12 protein-coding genes are annotated in these 18,788 nt (G+C 67.3%); 11 read left to right on the forward strand and 1 reads right to left on the reverse strand.

The window, feature by feature from the left end; genetic code table 11:
• Window positions 1–72: 72 nt before the first annotated feature.
• Entirely contained in the window at window positions 73–813 is a 741-nt protein-coding gene (locus ACXJMY_RS06755) for a nucleotide-binding protein (RefSeq protein WP_456618531.1), read from the forward strand.
• Between the two features lie 220 nt (window positions 814–1,033).
• Here the strand turns inward: ACXJMY_RS06755 and mutM are convergent, their stop codons facing one another.
• On the reverse strand, window positions 1,034–1,915 hold the full coding sequence (gene mutM, locus ACXJMY_RS06760; RefSeq protein WP_456618532.1) for a bifunctional DNA-formamidopyrimidine glycosylase/DNA-(apurinic or apyrimidinic site) lyase: 882 nt from the start codon (window positions 1,913–1,915) through the stop codon (window positions 1,034–1,036).
• Window positions 1,916–1,995: 80 nt separating this feature from the next.
• Here mutM and ubiE point away from each other — a divergent pair, with 80 nt between their 5' ends.
• The 10 genes from ubiE (at window position 1,996) to addA (ending at window position 18,777) form a co-directional block, all read left to right on the forward strand.
• Window positions 1,996–2,757, forward strand: a complete 762-nt coding sequence (gene ubiE / locus ACXJMY_RS06765; protein WP_456618533.1) for a bifunctional demethylmenaquinone methyltransferase/2-methoxy-6-polyprenyl-1,4-benzoquinol methylase UbiE — start codon at window positions 1,996–1,998, stop codon at window positions 2,755–2,757.
• Entirely contained in the window at window positions 2,754–4,328 is a 1,575-nt protein-coding gene (ubiB, locus tag ACXJMY_RS06770; RefSeq protein ID WP_456618534.1) for a 2-polyprenylphenol 6-hydroxylase, read from the forward strand. The genes ubiE and ubiB overlap by 4 nt, the downstream gene beginning before the upstream one ends.
• 56 nt (window positions 4,329–4,384) lie before the next feature.
• Entirely contained in the window at window positions 4,385–5,836 is a 1,452-nt protein-coding gene (gene coaBC, locus ACXJMY_RS06775; RefSeq protein WP_456618535.1) for a bifunctional phosphopantothenoylcysteine decarboxylase/phosphopantothenate--cysteine ligase CoaBC, read from the forward strand.
• Window positions 5,833–6,291: a dUTP diphosphatase gene (gene dut, locus ACXJMY_RS06780; protein ID WP_456618536.1), complete on the forward strand. Its 459-nt coding sequence runs from the start codon at window positions 5,833–5,835 to the stop codon at window positions 6,289–6,291. The genes coaBC and dut overlap by 4 nt, the downstream gene beginning before the upstream one ends.
• A 374-nt stretch (window positions 6,292–6,665) precedes the next feature.
• The gene (locus tag ACXJMY_RS06785) at window positions 6,666–9,170 is read left to right on the forward strand and encodes an ATP-binding protein (protein WP_456618537.1); all 2,505 of its coding nucleotides are present in this window, start codon (window positions 6,666–6,668) and stop codon (window positions 9,168–9,170) included.
• Window positions 9,167–10,699: a tRNA (adenosine(37)-N6)-threonylcarbamoyltransferase complex ATPase subunit type 1 TsaE gene (gene tsaE / locus ACXJMY_RS06790; protein WP_456618538.1), complete on the forward strand. Its 1,533-nt coding sequence runs from the start codon at window positions 9,167–9,169 to the stop codon at window positions 10,697–10,699. The genes ACXJMY_RS06785 and tsaE overlap by 4 nt, the downstream gene beginning before the upstream one ends.
• An 86-nt stretch (window positions 10,700–10,785) precedes the next feature.
• Window positions 10,786–11,103: a PilZ domain-containing protein gene (locus ACXJMY_RS06795; protein ID WP_456618539.1), complete on the forward strand. Its 318-nt coding sequence runs from the start codon at window positions 10,786–10,788 to the stop codon at window positions 11,101–11,103.
• Window positions 11,104–11,228: 125 nt separating this feature from the next.
• Window positions 11,229–11,951: a nucleotidyltransferase family protein gene (locus ACXJMY_RS06800; RefSeq protein WP_456618540.1), complete on the forward strand. Its 723-nt coding sequence runs from the start codon at window positions 11,229–11,231 to the stop codon at window positions 11,949–11,951.
• Window positions 11,952–12,127: 176 nt separating this feature from the next.
• The gene (gene addB / locus ACXJMY_RS06805; RefSeq protein ID WP_456618541.1) at window positions 12,128–15,274 is read left to right on the forward strand and encodes a double-strand break repair protein AddB; all 3,147 of its coding nucleotides are present in this window, start codon (window positions 12,128–12,130) and stop codon (window positions 15,272–15,274) included.
• Window positions 15,268–18,777 carry a double-strand break repair helicase AddA gene (gene addA, locus ACXJMY_RS06810; protein ID WP_456618542.1) on the forward strand — a complete coding sequence of 1,170 codons (3,510 nt, stop codon included), beginning with the start codon at window positions 15,268–15,270 and terminating at the stop codon, window positions 18,775–18,777. Before addB ends, addA begins: the two co-directional genes overlap by 7 nt.
• Window positions 18,778–18,788 lie beyond the last annotated feature (11 nt).

The following is an 18,788-nucleotide window of genomic DNA, read 5'->3' on the forward strand; positions in this document are numbered from 1 at the left end:
CAGCATCGAGAAGCGATGCACGTTCGCGTGGCGTTACCCCAAGGCCCAAGCACTCCAAAGGAATCATCTTCAATGCACACGATCGTACTGGCCACCCAAAAGGGTGGTAGTGGCAAGAGCACGCTTGCCATCGGCCTCGCACTGGCAGCCAAGCAGGTCGGCTTCACCGTCCGCCTGATCGAGACCGACCCGCAGGGCACCCTGTCCAACTGGCAGCGCCGTCGCGCCACCGAGGATCTCGTCGTCGAGCCGATCTATCACGCTGCCGACATCGCGCCGCGCCTGAACATGCTGGCCGACAGCGGCCTGCAGCTCGCGATCGTCGATACCGCGGCCGGCCTCAGCGCCGCCACCACCGCCGCGATCCGCCATTCCGATCTCTGCCTGATCCCGGCCCGCCCGTCCGTCGCCGACATCGAGGCGACAGTCTCGACACTCAGCGTCGCGCGCGCCTGGAAGCGGCCCTACAGCTTCGTGCTGAACCAGACGCCGATCCGCGGCCAGCGCATCGACAATGCGGCCAACACGCTCGCCGAGGAGGCCGCGCTCGATCTCGCCGACGTGCTCGCGCGGCCGCTGATCGCGATGCGCAACGATCACCAGGATTCGCTCGCGAGCGGCCTCGCCGTCAGCGAATTCGCGCCGAACGGCAAGTCGGCCGACGAGATCCGCGGCCTCTGGCAGTGGATCGAGACCCGGCTCGAGCTCAGCGCCACGACCAATGTCCTGATCGACCAGGTCATCTCGGCCGCAGACGGCATGTTGCACGCCGCCGAGCTCGCGTCGGACGAGACCCCGACACTGGCGTCCTGAGCGGGGCGACCGCTCAGGCGTCAGCATGGCTCTTCGCCATCCGGTCGAGGAGCCTCGGCGACGAAGCAATCCGGCCACCAGCCTGGCCGGATTGCTTCGCTATGCTCGCAATGTCGGGCTCTTTGTAGCCCGGATGAAGCGAAGCGAAATCCGGGAAAGTCTCTCCGCGGAGAGGCTGGACCCGGATCGCGCTGCGCTCCATCCGGGCTACGGCGCTACGTCACTTCTGACATTTCGGACACCAGAAGGTCGAACGGCCGTTCTGGGTGAAGCGCTTGATCGTGCCGCCACAAGCAGGCGTCTTGCAGGTCTCGCCTTCGCGGTCATAGACCTTGAACGCGTGCTGGAAATAGCCGAGCTCGCCCGTGGTCTGGCGATGGTCGCGGAGCGAGGAGCCGCCGGCCTTGATGGCGTCGTTCAGCACGGTGTGGATCGCGCCGACCAGCCGCTTGGCATGGTCGGTCGTCTCGCCCTTTTTGGTCGCGAGTGTCGCGGCGATCCGCCGCGGTGACAGATGCGAGCGATGCAACGCCTCGCAGACATAGATGTTGCCGAGCCCCGCCACCACGCGCTGGTCGAGCAGCGCGGCCTTCAGGCTCGTGGCCTTGCCCGCGCAGGAGCGCGCCAGCATCGCGGCGTCGAACGCATTGCCGAGCGGCTCGGGGCCGAGCCCGCGCAACAGCGGCTCGTCTTCGAGCGCGTTGCGCGCGATCACTTTCATGTAACCGAAGCGGCGCGGATCGTTGAAGACGATGTCGGCGCCCGAGGACATCCGAAACAGCACGTGGTCATGCGTGGAGTCCTTACCCTTCGGATAGTGAAACTCGCCAGGCGCCGCTTCGTCGTCCGGCTTGATGACGCGAAACGAGCCCGACATGCCCAGATGCATCAGCAGCACGTCACCGGAGGCGAGATCGGCCATGAGATATTTTGCACGGCGGCCGAGCCCGGTGACGACCTGGCCCTGGAGCCGGGCCACGAAATCCGGCTGAAACGGAAAGCGCAGATCCGGCCGCCGGGCCTCCGCGACGAGGATTCTTGCACCCTCCATGACGGGCTGAAGGCCGCGCCGGACGGTCTCGACTTCGGGCAATTCAGGCATGGTCAGGCATTCACCTTATGAGGGTGGTGTGATAGCGCCATTGCGGCGGGCGCGCTATGGTCGCCTCGTGGAGTAGAGTAATGGATCGGTCGGGCGAAACCACGCATTTTGGGTTCAGGGACGTTCCCCTGGGCGACAAGCAGACGCTGGTGAACGATGTGTTTCACAGCGTGGCTTCGCGCTATGATTTGATGAATGACCTGATGTCCGGCGGCCTGCACCGGGTCTGGAAGGACATCATGATCACCGCGCTCGATCCGCCGAGGGGCGAGCGGCCGTTCGCGCTGCTCGACGTCGCCGGCGGCACCGGCGACATCTCGTTCCGCGCCGCCAAGGCGGCAGGCCCCGGCTTCCATGCCACCGTCTGCGACATCAATTCCGGGATGCTGACTGTGGGCCGCGAGCGCGCCGCCAAGCGGCATCTCGAGACCCAGGTCGATTTCGTCGAGGGCAATGCCGAAGCGCTTGCCTTCGCCGACCGCAGCTTTGACGCATATACGATCGCTTTCGGCATTCGCAACGTGCCGCGGATCGATCTGGCGCTGCGCGAGGCCTATCGCGTGCTGAAGCCCGGCAGCCGCTTCCTGTGCCTGGAATTCTCCACCGTCGAGATGCCCGGCCTCGATCGGCTTTATGACATGTTCTCGTTCAATGTGATCCCGCYGCTCGGGCGGATGGTGACGGGCGACGCCGAATCCTATCAATATCTGGTCGAATCGATCCGCAAGTTTCCAAAGCCTGCCGCCTTCGCCGACATGATCCGCGATGCCGGCTTCGCCCGCGTGAACTGGCAGACATTGACCGGCGGCATCGTCGCACTGCATTCGGGCTGGCGTTTGTGATCTCTGCCATCACTCACATGTCGCGCCTGATGCGCGCCGCGTTCGTGTTCGCGCGCGAGGGCGTATTCGGCTCCGTCGATCCGAGCCTGGTGCCGCCGCCCGGCCAGCTCGCGCTGAAGCTTGCACGCCTGATCGAACGGCGCGGTCCCAAGCATGGGCCACGGCTGTCGCGCGCGCTGACGCGGATGGGCCCGGCCTATCTCAAGCTCGGACAATTCCTGGCGACGCGCCCGGACGTCGTCGGCGTCATCATGGCGCGCGACCTCGAAAGCCTCCAGGATCGCCTGCCGCCGTTTTCGCAGGAAGAAGCCGAGGCTGCGATCGCGACGTCGCTGGAGCGGCCGCTCAAGGACGTGTTCGCAAGCTTCGGCCAGCCGGTCGCCGCCGCCTCGATCGCGCAGGTGCATCGCGGCGAGGTGTTGCGCGACGGTGTCCGCAAGTCGGTTGCGGTCAAGGTGTTGCGGCCCAACGTAGCTGCGCGCTTCCGCCGTGATCTCTCGGATTTCTTCTTCGTCGCGTACAAGGCCGAGGCCTATTCGTCGGAGGCACGGCGGCTGCGCCTGATCGAGGTCATCAACACGATGTCGCGCTCGGTCGCGATAGAGATGGACCTGCGGCTTGAAGCGGCTGCAATGTCGGAGATGGCGGAGAACACAGGCGACGATCCTGATTTCCGCGTGCCGACCGTCGACTGGGACCGCACCACGCACAACGTGCTGACGATGGAGTGGATCGACGGCATCGCGCTGAACGATCACAAGCGCCTGGCGGAGGCGCAGGTCGATCTGCCCGATCTCGGCCGCAAGGTGATCCAGAGCTTTCTGCGGCACGCGCTGCGCGACGGCTTCTTCCACGCCGACATGCATCCGGGCAATCTGTTCCTGGATGAGGCCGGACGTCTCGTCGCGGTCGATTTCGGCATCATGGGCCGGCTCGGCATGAAGGAGCGGCGCTTCCTCGCGGAAATCCTGCTCGGCTTCATCACCCGCGACTATCGCCGCGTCGCGGAGGTGCATTTCGAGGCGGGCTACGTGCCCGCGCATCATTCGGTCGAGAATTTCGCGCAGGCCATCCGCGCCATCGGCGAGCCGATCCACAACCGCACCGCCGAGGAGATCTCGATGGCGCGGCTGCTGACGCTGCTGCTCGAGGTCACCGGCCTGTTCGACATGACGACGCGGCCCGAGCTGATCCTGCTGCAGAAGACCATGGTCGTGGTCGAGGGCGTGGCGCGCGCCTTCGATCCCAGGCTCGACATCTGGAAGGTCGCCGACCCCGTGGTGCGCGAGTGGATCGAGCGCAATCTCGGTCCGATCGGCCGGGTCCAGGGCGCGCTGTCCGGCACCGGCGACCTCGCGCGCGTGCTGATGCGGCTTCCCGACATCGCGCAGCGCTCTGTCATCGTGCTCGAGCAGCTGGAGACCATGACGCGGGAGGGCCTGCGGCTGTCGCCGGAGAGCATCGCGGCGATGGGCCGCAGCGAGGGCCGCAAGAACCGCTGGCGCACCGTGGCGCTCTGGATCATCGCCGCGACCTTCATCGGCATCCTCATCGCCGTCCGGAATCTATGATTGCACTGCAATCATAGAGATGATAGCATCGCTATCATTCCGTGCTGGAGGGTGTCGTGGCAAGCCTGACCATCCGCAAGCTCGACGAGAACGTCAAAACCTATCTGCGCCTGCGCTCGGCCAAGAACCGCCGGTCGGTCGAGGAAGAGGTCCGGGTCATCCTGCGGGAGCTGATCGAGGGCCGCGAGGAGCCGCTGACGCCGTTCGCGGTGCCGCCCGCGGCATCCCCCGCGGCCACGTCCCCGCGCACCGGCGCCCTGCCTGAGGCCAGCGTCACCCTGATCATCGGCGGCGGGATCGCCGCCTATAAGTCGCTCGACCTGATCCGCCGCCTGAAGGAGCGGCGGGTCGAGGTGCGCTGCGTGCTGACCAAGGCGGCACAGCAATTCGTCACGCCGCTGGCCGTCAGTGCGCTCTCGCATGAGCGCGTCTATACCGACCTGTTCGATCCCCAGAGCGAGTTCGACGCCGGCCATATCCGGTTGGCGCGCGACTGCGACCTGATCGTGGTGGCGCCGGCGACCGCCGACCTGATGGCCAAGATGGCGAACGGCCACGCCGACGATCTCGCCAGCGCCATCCTGCTCGCGACCAACCGCAAGGTGCTGCTGGCGCCGGCGATGAATCCGCTGATGTGGAACAACGCCGCCACGCGCCGCAATGTCGGCCTGCTTCAGCGCGATGGCGTGGTGTTGATCGGGCCCAATTCCGGCGAGATGGCCGAAGCAGGCGAAGCCGGAATCGGCCGGATGTCCGAGGCGGTCGAGATTGCGGCTGCCGCCGAGCGCCTGCTGCGGCCGCCGGTGCCGCGCCCGCTCGCCGGCAAGCGCGTGCTGATCACCGCAGGCCCCACCCATGAGCCGATCGATCCGGTGCGCTACATCGCCAACCGCTCCTCCGGCAAGCAGGGCTTTGCCATTGCCGCAGCCGCCCAAGCCGCCGGGGCCGAGGTGATCCTGGTCAGCGGCCCGGTCGATCTTGGCGATCCCCAGGGCGTGACGGTGAAGCATGTGGAATCGGCGCGGCAGATGCTGGAGCAGGTCCAGGGATCGCTCCCAGCCGACATCGCCATCTTCGCCGCCGCGGTCGCCGACTGGCGCGTCGCCAATGAAGGCGAGCAAAAGCTGAAGAAGACCTCGGCCGGCATGCCGCCGCTACAGCTGGTCGAGAACCCCGATATCCTCGCCACGATCTCGAAGCTTGAGGACAAGCGCCCGCCGCTGGTGATCGGCTTCGCCGCCGAGACCGAGCACCTGATCGACAACGCCAAGTCCAAGCTCCAGCGCAAGGGCTGCGACTGGATCGTCGCCAACGACGTTTCGCCCGCAACCGGGGTGATGGGCGGCGACCGCAACACCGTTCATCTCATCAGCCGCAAGAATGACGAGAACAACGCCGAGATCGCGGTTGATTCCTGGCCGGTGATGACCAAGGAACAGGTCGCCACCGAACTGATCGCGCACATCGTCAAGAGCGTGATCGGCAAATCCCTGGAGCCCGCATCTTGAGCACGAAAGTCACGGTCGAACTGCAACGCATGGCCCATGCCGAAGGACTGCCGCTGCCGGCCTATCAGACCGCGGAGGCCGCGGGCCTCGACCTGATGGCTGCGGTTCCGGACGGCGAACCTGTGACGCTTGCCCCGGGCCAGTATGCGCTGGTGCCGACGGGCCTCGCGATCGCATTGCCGCCCGGGCACGAGGCGCAGGTGCGGCCGCGCTCGGGGCTCGCCGCCAAGCACGGCGTCACCGTGCTGAACTCGCCGGGCACGATCGACGCCGACTATCGCGGCGAGATCAAGGTGATCCTGATCAATCACGGCGCGGTTCCCTTCGTGATCAAGCGCGGCGAGCGCATCGCGCAGATGGTGATCGCACCCATGGTGCAGGCCGCGCTGGTTCCCGTGGCGACGCTGTCGGCGACCGATCGCGGCGCCGGCGGCTTCGGCTCGACCGGCCGCTAGCCGGGCTGAGTGTTGGATACACCTCTCCCGCTTGCGGGAGAGGTCGCGGAGCGAAGCGACGCGGGTGAGGGCTCTTTCCTCTGGGGGATTGTCCCGTTGCGGAAACACCCTGTCCCCAACCCTCCCCCGCGAGCGGGGAGGGAGCGCACCTGCATCGTGGCAGCCAATCTGCGTGACGCGCTAACGCACGACAGCTTCAGCCGAATCACCCGAGGAATTACGTGGGTTGGAACCGCCCGGCCGGCATTTTTGTGGGGCTACGTTTGCGTTCACGATCTGGACTCTTACCGGTGGAGTCACGGTGGGGGTATTGTCCTTTGATTCGCGCGCGACGGGGGTCGCCGCGCGCAAATCCGTGCGGTCTTGGGGCAACTATGTCAGGCGTGATCGTGTCGATGCGTCGGACGCTGCTGTCATGCACATCCCTGGTGCGCGACGGCCTTGTGGGAAGTGCTCTCGCGGCGTTGCTGCCGGCTGCGCCGGCCGAGGCGGCCGACCTCGTCGACACCCTCTCCATCGTGCTGGACTTCAACCGGCAGGAACTCGCGGTGCTGGCGACCGCACTGGCCCTGCTCGGCTTCTCGGTCCTGGCTGCGATTCTTCTGATGCGCACGCGCGTGCGCACGGCGACGAACGAGGCGCGGCTGCGGACGCGGATCGGGGACCTGCAGCTCCAGGCCGACCGCTTCGGCGCGCTGCTGTTCGCCGAGCCGCAGATCCTGATCTCCTGGCCGGCCGGCGACAATCGCGCGCAGATTTCCGGCGACATCTCGATGGTGCTGCCGCGCGACTCGTCTCCGCAACGCGTGCTCGCGTTCGGAACCTGGCTGCCGCCGGAACCGGCGCTCCAGATCGATCACGCGGTCGATGCGCTTCGTGACCGCGGCGACGGGTTCCAGATCACGCTGACCACGGCCAACGGCCGCACGCTCGAGGCCATCGGCCGCGCCATCGGCGGTCAGGCCATTGTCCGGATCCGCGAATTGTCGGGCCTGCGCCGCGAACTGGCCGAGACCAATCTGCGCTACAAGGCGCTCTCCGACGAGACCGAGATGCTGCGCGGCTTTGCCGCGGCGGCGCCGTGGCCGATCTGGGCCAAGGGCGAGAACGGCGCACTGACCTTCGCCAATCCCGCCTATGTGCGTGCCACCGAGGCGACCAGCGTCGGCGATGCCCAGCAGCGCAAGCTCGAGCTGCTCGACAGTGCCGACCGCACCGCCATGGAACGCGGCCTGAAGGACGCCGCCGGCTTCACCTCGCGGCTGCCGATCGTGATCGGCGGCGAGCGGCGTATCTACGACGTGCGCGCCGTCAAGGTCGGCAGCGGCAGCGTCGGCGTCGCCATCGATGCCAGCGAGGCCGACGCGCTGAGCTCGGCGCTGGTGCGGATGGCGGAAGCGCATCGCCGCACGCTCGACCAGCTCTCCTCCGGGGTCGCCCTGTTCGACGGCCAGCGGCGGCTCGCCTTCTACAACGATTCCTACCGGCGGCTGTGGGACCTCGACCGCACCTTCCTCGACGGCAGCCCCGACGATTCCAGCGTGCTCGACCAGCTCCGCGCCGCACGCAAACTGCCGGAGCAACCGGACTTCCGCGCCTGGAAAACCAAGCTGCACGAGGCCTATCGCGCGGTCGAGACCACCAAGGACACCTGGTTCCTGCCCGACGGCCGCGCGCTCTCCGTCGTCACCACGCCGAACCCGGAAGGCGGCGTCACCTATCTGTTCGACGACGTCACCGAAGGCCTCGAGCTCGCCCGCCGCTTCGACGGCCTGATCCGGGTCCAGCGCGAGACGCTGGACAGCCTCGCCGAGGGCGTCGCGGTGTTCGGCAGCAACGGCAAGGCGCAGCTGTTCAATCCGGCCTTCGTCCGGATGTGGAAGCTGTCGAGCGACGCCATGCGCGACGAGCCGCACATCCAGACCGTCGAAGGCTGGTGCCATCAACTGTTCGACGACGCGATCGTCTGGCGGCAGATCCGCGAGGCCATCACGTCGATCGAGAACCGTGCCGACGTCCCGCTCAAGCTGGAGCGCAAGGACGGCAGCGTGCTCGACGGCATGATCCGGCCGCTGCCCGACGGCGCCACCATGCTGACGTTCCAGGACATCACCGACACCGAGAACGTCGAGCGCGCGCTGCGCGAGCGCAACGAGGCGCTGGAGGCCGCCGACCAGATGAAGGTGGATTTCGTCCACCACGTCTCCTACGAGCTGCGCTCGCCGCTGACCACCATCATCGGCTTCGCCCACTTCCTCAGCGATCCCTCGACCGGCCCGCTGACGCCGAAGCAGGCCGAATATCTCGACTACGTCACCAAATCGACCAACGCGCTGCTCGCGCTCACCAACAACATCCTCGATCTTGCGACCATCGATGCCGGCGCGATGAAGCTGGAACTCGGACCGGTCGACGTCACCAAGGCCATCGAACTTGCCGCCGAAGGCATCCAGGACCGGCTCGCCACCGACCGCATCCGCCTCAAGGTCGAGATCGCCCCGGATGTCGGCAGCTTCACCGGCGACGAGAAGCGCGTGGTGCAGGTGCTCTACAACCTGCTGGCCAATGCCGTCGGCTTCTCTCCACAGGATTCCACTGTCGGCATCAGCGCGCGCCGAACCGACCGCAATGTCGTCTTCACCGTGACAGATTCCGGGCCTGGAATACCCGCCGACATGAAGGACAAGGTGTTCAACTGGTTCGAAAGCCGCTCGCAGGGCTCGCGTCATCGCGGCGCCGGGCTCGGGCTGTCGCTGGTGCGCTCCTTTGTCGAGCTGCATGGTGGCAAGGTGCGGGTGGATTCGATCGTGGGCAGCGGCACGGTCGTGATCTGCGACTTCCCGACCGACCAGGCGGCGCATCGCGACGCCGCCGAATGAGCGCGCCCACGACCACGTCAGCGACATTCTCCGTCGCGCTCGTCAACGAGACGGCCACCGCAGAGCTGATGGCCGACCTTGCGTTGTTGGTCGGACCCGGCGACGTCATCACGCTCACCGGCGATCTCGGCGCCGGCAAGACCGCGGCGGCGCGCGCCATGATCCGCTATCTCGCCGGCGACGGGGCGCTGGAGGTGCCGAGCCCCACCTTCACCCTGGTGCAGGGCTACGAGCTGCCGCCATTCTCCGTGATGCATGCCGATCTGTATCGCGTCGAGGACGAGAGCGAGCTCGAGGAGATCGGGCTGTCGCCGCTGCCGGACGCCACGCTCGTGCTGATCGAATGGCCGGAGCGGGCGCCGTCGGCCATGCCCGAAGACCGCATCGACATCGCGCTGACGCACCGGCCGGCGCTAGGCTCGAACGCGCGCGCCGCCGACATCACCGGTTACGGCAAGGGCGCAGCCCAGGTCGCGCGGCTGGAGGCGCTGCGCGAATTCCTCGACGCATCCGGCTACATCGGCGCGACGCGCGAGCGCATGGCCGGCGACGCCTCGACCCGTTCCTATGCGCGGCTGATCCGCGACGACGGCATCGTCATCCTCATGAACTTTCCGCAGCGTCCCGACGGCGCAGCCGTCTACGGCGGGAAATCCTACAGCGCCGCGGTGCATCTCGCCGAGAACGTCAAACCCTTCGTGGCGATCGACGAAGGCCTGCGCGCGCAAGGCATCTCCGCGCCCGCGATCCATCACTCCGATCTCGACCACGGCTTCCTGATCACCGAGGATTTCGGCAGCGAGGGCGTGATCGAAGGCGATCCGCCGCGTCCGATGTCCGCGCGCTACGAAGCCGCGACCGATGTGCTGGCCGCGCTGCACGGCAGGACGCTGCCGGAAACGCTGCCGCTGGCTGAGCAGACCTACGCCATTCCGGTCTTCGACGCCGAGGCGCTGCTGATCGAAATCGGGTTGATGCCGGAATGGTATCTGCCCGACCGCAATGCTCCGCTGAGCGAGGCGGCCCGCGCGGAATTTTTCACGATGTGGCGCGAGCTGTTGCAGAAGCCGCTGGCGGCGCCGAAGACGTGGATCATCCGCGATTTTCACTCGCCGAATCTGATCTGGCTCTCGGAGCGCACCGGCATCGCACGCGTCGGCGTGATCGACTTCCAGGACACCGTGCTCGGACCGCAATCCTACGACGTCGTCTCGCTGCTCCAGGACGCCCGCATCGACGTGCCCGAAAGCCTCGAGCTGACGCTGCTGTCGCGCTACATCAAGACGCGCCGCGCGGAAGATGCGAGCTTCGATCCGGCCGGCTTCGCCGAGCTCTATGTCATCATGTCGGCACAGCGGAATACGCGCCTGCTCGGCACCTTTGCCCGCCTCAACCGCCGCGACGGCAAGCCGCATTATCTGCGCCACCAGCCGCGGATCTGGACCTATCTCCAGCGTTCGCTGGCGCATCCCGCGCTTGGCCCTTTACGCGATTGGTATCTCGCCAACGTCCCGCCGCCCCAATCCTGATTCGAGGCCGATTTACCGGCTGTTAGCCAAGACGCCGGTATTCTGGAGGCGAGCAGCCGGATCACGACGGGGCTGGAGCAGGGCAGATGGCGGTGAAGACGGACCAGCGGGGGAATAGCCGGGTTGTTTTCGAGCGCGGGATTGCGGCCCAGATGATGGGGATCGACGGCACCTGGCGGCGCGACTGCACCATGGAGGACGTCTCCGAGAGCGGCGCCAAGCTGACCATCGACGGCTCGGTCGAAGGCCTCCATCTGAAGGAATTCTTTCTGCTGCTGTCGTCCACCGGACTTGCTTACCGCCGCTGCGAGCTGGCCTGGGTCAATGGCGACCAGATCGGCGTCAATTTCCTCAAGCTGGGCGACAGAAAGAAAAAAGTGCGCTCCACAGCCGTCGGAGCATGATGGCAACACCCGTCGTACAAACGTCACGGCGGGTGATTAAGGCGGTTGAGGTTCGGTGCAGCTGACCGAGGCCCGTGCTAGGATTGCTGCGAACGCGAAATCAAAAGGTCCGAAAAAGGCGAAGGATGTCCGTCAAACCGACCAAAGCCATGGTGCTCGCCGCAGGGTTTGGCCTGCGCATGCGTCCGTTGACGGATAAGATGCCGAAGCCGCTGGTGCCGGTGGCCGGCCAGCCGCTGCTCGACCATGTGCTCGACAAGCTCGGCCAGGCCGGCGTGACCGAGGCGGTCGTCAACGTGCACTATTTGCCGGACCAGATCATCGACCACGTCGCGGGCCGCCGGCATCCGCGCGTGACCATTTCGGACGAGCGCGACCAGGTGCTCGGCACCGGCGGCGGTGTGGTCAAGGCGCTGCCGCTGCTCGGCGATGCGCCGTTCTTCCATGTCAATTCCGACACGCTGTGGATCGATGGCGTGCGCTCCAACCTGGCGCGCCTTGCGGAAAACTTCGATCCGGCGCGGATGGACATCCTGCTGCTGATGGCGCCGACCGCGACCAGCATCGGCTATGGCGGCCGTGGCGATTACGGCATGCTGCCCGACGGCGCCTTGCGCAAGCGCAAGGAAAAGGAGGTCGTTCCGTTCGTCTATGCCGGCGCGGCCATTCTGTCGCCGTCGATCTTCGCCGGCGCGCCAACGGGCGAGTTCTCGCTGACGAAGATGTTCGACCGCGCCAATGAGCAGGAGCGGCTGTTCGGCCTGCGCCTCGACGGCGTCTGGATGCATGTCGGCACCCCCGACGCCGTGCACGCGGCGGAAGAGGCGTTTCTGGAGAGCGTGGCGTAAGGCCTCCCGTCATTCCGGGGCGCGCGTAAGCGCGAACCCGGAATCTCGAGATTCCGGGTTCGATGCTTCGCATCGCCCCGGAATGACAGTGGGAGAGCGGGGACGATCTCCCCTCCGCCCATATCCATTTGAGTCCGCCGCCCTATATTGGCGCCTGATCCCGAATCAGGCAGCCCATGCGCGTTTTCAGCGTTCCCATCTCAGTTCCGTTCCTGCGCACGGTCGTATCGAGCCTGCTCGACGGCCGGCTGGTCGACGGCTTCGAGGCGCGCAACGAGCCGGCGCGGCTTGCGGACGCCACGCTCTATCTGCCAACGCGGCGCGCCATGCGCGTCGTTCGCGAGATCTTCCTCGACGAGATGCAGGCGGACGCGGCGGTGCTGCCGCGCATCGTCGCGCTCGGCGACATCGACGAGGACGAGCTCGCCTTCGCCGACGAAGCCGAGCAGTTTTCGAGCGCAGCCCCGCTCGAGATTCCGCCGCGGCTCGGCGAGCTCGACCGGCGGCTGACGCTGGCGCGGCTGGTTGCGGCCTGGGCCAAGGGCCCGGTGCTGGCACCGCTGGTGGTCGGCGGCCCCGCCTCGACGCTTGCGCTCGCCTCCGATCTCGCACGCCTGATCGACGACATGGTCACGCGTGGCGTCGACTGGAGTGCGCTCGACGGCCTCGTGCCTGACCAGCTCGATCAATATTGGCAGCACTCGCTCGAATTCCTGCGCATCGCGCGCATCGCCTGGCCCGGCCATCTCGCCGAGATCAACCGGATCGAGCCCGCGGCGCGGCGCGATCTTCTGATCGCGGCGGAGGCCAAGCGGTTGACCGCGCATCCGCGCGGGCCGGTGATTGCGGCCGGTTCGACCGGCTCGATGCCAGCCACCGCAAAATTCCTCCTCGCGGTCGCATCGCTGCCGCATGGCGCGGTGGTGCTGCCGGGACTCGACACCGATCTCGACGAGGACGCCTGGCGAACCATCGGCGGCGTGCGCGATGCACTCGGCAAGTTCGCCGAGCATCCGGCATCGAACCATCCGCAWTATGCCATGCACGCGTTGTTGCAGCGCTTTGGCATCAAGCGCAGCGATGTCGATATTCTCCAGCCGCCGGCGGAAGGTGGGCGGGATCTGCTGGCATCCGAATCGATGCGGCCATCGGCGAAGACGGAGATCTGGCACGACCGCCTGAAGCAACCGGATGTGGCCGCAAAGATCACCGCCGGCATGGCGAATCTCGCGGTCGTCGAATCTCCCAATCCCGAGATGGAGGCGCTTGCGATCGCCATTGCGATGCGCGAGGCGCGGCATCTCGACAAATCGGCGGCGCTGGTGACGCCGGACCGCGCGCTGGCGCGGCGGGTGATGGCCGCGCTGACACGATGGAACCTCGCTTTCGATGATTCCGGCGGCGACGTGTTGATGGAAACCTCGGCCGGCGTCTTTGCGCGCCTCGCGGCGGAGGCGGCGACCAAGGGACTGGAGCCGCCGACACTGCTCGCGATGCTGAAACATCCGCTGTGCCGGCTCGGCCGCGGACCGGGCGCGTGGAAGACGGCGATCGAGGGGCTCGAGCTTGCCGTCTTGCGCGGCACGCGGCCTCCTGCGGGCACGGCAGGCCTCTCGCGCGAATTCGGCCGTTTTCGCGAGGAGCTCGCAAAACTGTGGCGCGGCGAGGTTTCCGCCTTGCACCGCGCGGAGCCGCGCGCACGTCTCAAGGCGGAGGACCTCGATCGCATCCAGGCGCTGATCGATGCCTTGCGACACGCCTTGGCGCCGATCGAGAGCCTGGCCTCGTCGAAACCATATGACTTCGCCGAGCTCGCGCACCGGCATCGCGAGATCCTGGTCGAGCTGTCGCGCGATGAGCAGGGCATTTCGCTTGCGTTCGAGGAGCGCGAGGGCCTCGCGCTCGCCGGCGCCTTCGACGATCTCTTGCGCGGTGGCACGACCAGCGGATTGATGGTTCCGCTGCCGGATTATCCGGACGTCTTCCAGACCGCGTTCGGCGATCGCGCGGTGCGGCGTCGGGACAGGCCGGGCGCACGGCTTCATATCTACGGTCCGCTGGAATCGCGCCTGATGCAGGCCGACCGTGTCATCGTCGGCGGCCTGATCGAGGGCGTCTGGCCGCCGGCGCCGCGCATCGATCCCTGGCTGAGCCGGCCGATGCGGCATGAGCTCGGCCTCGATCTGCCGGAGCGCCGCATCGGCCTCTCCGCCCACGATTTTGCGCAGCTGCTCGGCGCCGATGAAGTGATCCTGACTCATTCCGCGAAAGCCGGCGGCGCGCCGGCGGTGGCCTCGCGCTTCCTGCACCGGCTCGAGGCGGTCGCGGGCGACGCACATTGGAAGGCGGCGATCCGCGCCGGCGAGCAGTATGTGCAGTTCGCAAGCGCGCTGGACCAGCCCGACGACGTCAAGCCGATCAAGCAGCCCGAGCCGCGGCCGCCGCGCGCGACGCGGCCGCTGAAGATGTCGGTCACCGCGATCGAGGACTGGCTGCGCGATCCCTATACGATCTACGCCAAGCACATTTTGCGGCTCGACGCGCTCGACCCCGTCGACATGCCGCTCTCGGCGGCCGATCGCGGCTCGGCGATCCACGACGCACTCGGCGAATTCACGGAAAGCTATGCAACGCGCCTGCCCGCCGATCCCGCCCGCGTGCTGCGCGCGATCGGCGAAAAATATTTTGCGCCGCTGATGGAGCGGCCCGAGGCGCGGGCGCTGTGGTGGCCGCGCTTCCAGCGCATCGCGCGCTGGTTTGGCGAATGGGAGACGGCGCGGCGAGACGTGATCGAAGCCATCACCGCCGAGACCCGCGGTGAGATCTCGATCAGGCTCGACCATGAGCGCAGCTTCCAGCTCTCCGCCCGCGCCGACCGCATCGAGCGGCGCCAGGGCGGCGGCTACGCCATCCTCGACTACAAGACCGGCCAGCCGCCGACCGGCAAGCAGGTCCGCATGGGCCTGTCGCCGCAGCTCACCCTGGAAGCCGCGATCCTGCGCGAGGGCGGCTTTCCCGACATCGACGCCGGCGCATCCGTGAGCCAGCTCGTCTATGTCCGCCTCAGCGGCAACAATCCGCCCGGCGAGGAGCGCATCCTCGAGCTCAAGTACAAGCAGGGCGACGAGCCGCAGCCGCCGGACATTGCGGCCGCCGAAGCGCGGGCCAAGCTGGAGGCGCTGATCCGCGCCTTCGACGACGAGAACCAGCCTTACACCTCGCTGAACCTGCCGATGTGGACGAATCGCTACGGCACCTATGACGATCTCGCCCGCATCAAGGAATGGTCCGCGGCCGGCGGACTGGGGATTGAAGAATGGTGAAGGCCCCGCGTCCCATTCCCGATACGGTGCGTGCGACGCAGGCGCGCGCCTCGGATCCGACGGCCTCGGCCTTCGTCTCGGCCAATGCCGGCTCGGGCAAGACCCATGTGCTGGTGCAACGGGTGATCCGCCTGCTGCTGTCGGGCGTCCCGCCGGAAAAGATCCTCTGCATCACCTTCACCAAGGCTGCCGCAGCCAACATGGCCGAGCGCGTGTTCACCACGCTCGGCCATTGGGTCACGCTGGACGATGCCGCGCTGGATGCGGCGATCCGCGCGGTCGGCATCCCGCACCCGAATTCCAAACTGCGCCGCGAGGCGCGCAAATTGTTCGCCTGCGCCCTGGAAACGCCGGGCGGGCTGAAGGTGCAGACCATTCATGCGCTGTGCACGCGCCTGCTCCAGCAGTTTCCGTTCGAGGCCAACGTGCCGGCGCGCTTCGCCGTGATCGACGAACGCGACCAGACCGACATGATGGAGCGCGCCAATCTGAAGGTGCTGCTGGAGGCCGCGCGCAATCCGGAAAGTGTCACCGGCGGCGCGCTGCTGACCGCGATGGCGAACGCCGCCGACGTCACCCTCAAGGAGGTCGTGCGCGAAGCCTGCCTGAGCCGCGATCATTTCATGGCCTGGACCGACCAGGCCGGCAACGCCGAAGCCGCGGCCGCGGAGATGGCGGCGGTGCTGGGCATCGACGCCAGCGATCGCATCGAGGATGTCGAGAACGATATCCTCGATGGTCCGTTCCTGCCGCGATCGCGCTGGGACGATATCGCCTTTGCGCTGGAAGACGGCAGCAAATCGGACAACGACCAGGCAGGCCGCCTGCGCGAGGCAAAAGTCTTTTCCGGCGCCGCACAGGTCGATGCTTATCTCGGTGTCTTCCTCACCGACGAGAAGCTGCCGCGCAAGGCGGTGCTGACCAAGAAGTTCTGCGATCAAAATCCGTCCGTCGCCCGCCTGTTCGAGGCCGAGGCGCAACGCATCGGTGGACTGATCGAAAAGCGCCGCGCGGTCACCGTGCGCGACCGCACCGCTGCCCTGTTGCATATCGCGACCGCTGCCGCCGCAAACTATCGGCGCGAGAAGCAGGAGCGCGGTCTGCTCGATTACGACGACCTCATCGACAAGACGCTGGCAATGCTGAACCGCGTCTCGTCGGGCTGGGTGCATTACAAGCTCGACCGCGGCGTCGATCACGTCCTGATCGACGAAGCCCAGGATACGAGCCCGCGGCAATGGGACATCGTCGCCCACATCATCTCCGAGTTCACCGCCGGCGAAGGCGCGCGCGAGGGGCTGAACCGCACGGTTTTCGCCGTCGGCGACGAGAAGCAGTCGATCTTCTCGTTCCAGGGCGCGGCACCGCATGAATTCGATGCGCGCCGGCGCGAGCTGCACCGCAGATTCACCGCCGCCGGGCTGAAATTCGACCCCGTCGCCTTCACCTATTCGTTCCGCTCGGGCGCCGCGATCCTGCATGCGGTCGACCACGTCTTTCGCGAGCCCGCGATCTACAAGAGCATCCATTCGGTCGAGACCGGCCATCCCCTGCACAATGCGCTCGCCGACGCGGGTCCGAGCGTCATCGAGCTGTGGGACCTCGCCGAAGCCGACGACCGGCAGGATATCGAGGGCTGGCGCGCGCCGTTCGACGGCGTCGCCGTCACCAGCCCCGAGGTGAAGCTCGCCCGCCGCATCCAGACCGAGATCAAGCGGCTGGTCGAGAGCGGCACGCTGACGGGGCACGAGGGCGAACGCCGCCCCTTGCGTTATGGCGACATGCTGATCCTGGTGCGCCGTCGCGGCAATGCGTTCGATGCCGTGATCCAGGCGTTGAAGCACGCCAACGTCCCGGTCGCCGGCGCCGACCGGCTGAAGCTGACCGAGCACATCGCAATCATCGATCTGATCAACCTTGCCGATGCGCTGCTGCTGCCGCAGGACGATCTCGCGCTCGCCGTGGCGCTGAAGAGCCCGCTGTTTGGCCTCGATGACGACGATCTGTTCCAGCTTGCCCATGACCGCAAGGGATCGCTGCGCCGCGCGCTCGGCGAGCATGCGGGCTCAAACGAGAAGTTCGCAATAGCGCTGCGGCGCCTGGAGGCCTGCGAGGCGCGTGCGCGCGACGAGACGCCGTTCGCCTTCTATGCCTGGCTGCTCGGCGGCGACAAGGGTCGCGCGCGCATCCTGCGCCGGCTCGGCTTTGAGGCCAACGACGCGCTCGACGAATTCCTGGAGCTCGCGCTGAACTATGAGCGCAAGGCGCCGGCCTCGCTGCAAGGCTTCATGGCCTGGCTGCGCTCGGCCGACACCGAGGTGAAGCGCGACATGGAAATCTCGCGCGACGAGGTGCGGGTGATGACCGTGCACGGCGCCAAGGGCCTGGAGGCCTCGGTCGTGTTCATGGTCGACACCACGTCCTCGCCTTCGGACTCGCAGCGGCTGCAACTGATCCAGGTCCCGCGCGGCAATGGCGGCGAGGTGGTGGTCTGGGCCGGCCGCAAGGCCGACGATCCGAAGCTGGTCGCCGAGGCACGCAACGCGATGATCGAGGAGACCGAGGACGAGTACCGACGACTGCTCTACGTCGCAATGACGCGCGCTGCTGACCGTTTGATCGTCGGCGGCTGCCTGCCGGGTAACAGGAAGACGGTCCGCAAGCTGAGCTGGTACGACCTGATCGACACCGGGCTCACCGGCTCGGGCCTGGAGAAGCAGACGGTCGAGACGCCGCTCGGCAAGGTGACGCGATTCGCCCGGCCGGCGGATGTCGCGGCGCTGGGCACGCCGGCGGCCTCGGTGGACCGGACGGTCGCGCTGCCGGCCTGGCTGCGCACGCCGGCGCCGCGCGAACATCTCGACGACGATCCGGTGCGCCCGTCGGGCCAGGCCGCCGAGGAGGGCCGCAGCGTGCGGACCGGCGAATCGGTCCAGTCGCGCGCACTTGCGCTGCAACGCGGCACGCTGGTGCACCGGCTGCTGCAATCCTTGCCGGACATCGCCGCCGGGCGCCGGCGCGAGGCCGCGCTCGGCTTCATGGCCCGCAATGCCGCGGACTGGGCCGAGGCCGACCGCGCCGCGCTGGCCGACAAGGTGCTCGCGCTGATCGCCGAGCCGCGCTTTGCGCCCGTCTTTGCCGCCGGCAGCCGGGCCGAGGTCGCCATCGCCGGCCGACTGGAGCGCCCAGGTCGTCCGCCGGCGCTGGTGTCGGGGCAGATTGACCGTCTGGTCGTCCGTCCGGATGAGGTGCTGATCGTCGATTTCAAGACCAACCAGGCCGCGCCGAGGAGCGCCGCCGCGGCGCCGGCGGCCTATGTCCGGCAGCTTGCGCTGTACCGGGCGGTGCTGGCCCGGCTTTATCCCCAAAGGCCGATCCGGGCCGTCCTGCTCTGGACCGAGGCCCTTGAATATATGGAGATTTCAGCCCCCGCGCTGGACGCGGCGCTGGCATCCCTTCATGTCGGCGTGAGCGTCCTTGACCCGGCAAGGAGCCGTTCATAGGTTGACGCCAT

The organism is Bradyrhizobium sp. P5_C12 (genome assembly GCF_054049735.1).

Excerpts from the sequence above, each read along its gene's own strand:
- ACXJMY_RS06795 (WP_456618539.1), top strand. The coding sequence starts at position 10,786 with ATGGCGGTGAAGACGGACCAGCGGGGGAATAGCCGGGTTGTTTTCGAG.
- ACXJMY_RS06800 (WP_456618540.1), top strand. The coding sequence starts at position 11,229 with ATGTCCGTCAAACCGACCAAAGCCATGGTGCTCGCCGCAGGGTTTGGC.
- tsaE (WP_456618538.1), top strand. The coding sequence starts at position 9,167 with ATGAGCGCGCCCACGACCACGTCAGCGACATTCTCCGTCGCGCTCGTC.
- addA (WP_456618542.1), top strand. The coding sequence starts at position 15,268 with ATGGTGAAGGCCCCGCGTCCCATTCCCGATACGGTGCGTGCGACGCAG.
- ACXJMY_RS06755 (WP_456618531.1), top strand. The coding sequence starts at position 73 with ATGCACACGATCGTACTGGCCACCCAAAAGGGTGGTAGTGGCAAGAGC.
- mutM (WP_456618532.1), bottom strand. The coding sequence starts at position 1,915 with ATGCCTGAATTGCCCGAAGTCGAGACCGTCCGGCGCGGCCTTCAGCCC.
- ACXJMY_RS06785 (WP_456618537.1), top strand. The coding sequence starts at position 6,666 with ATGTCAGGCGTGATCGTGTCGATGCGTCGGACGCTGCTGTCATGCACA.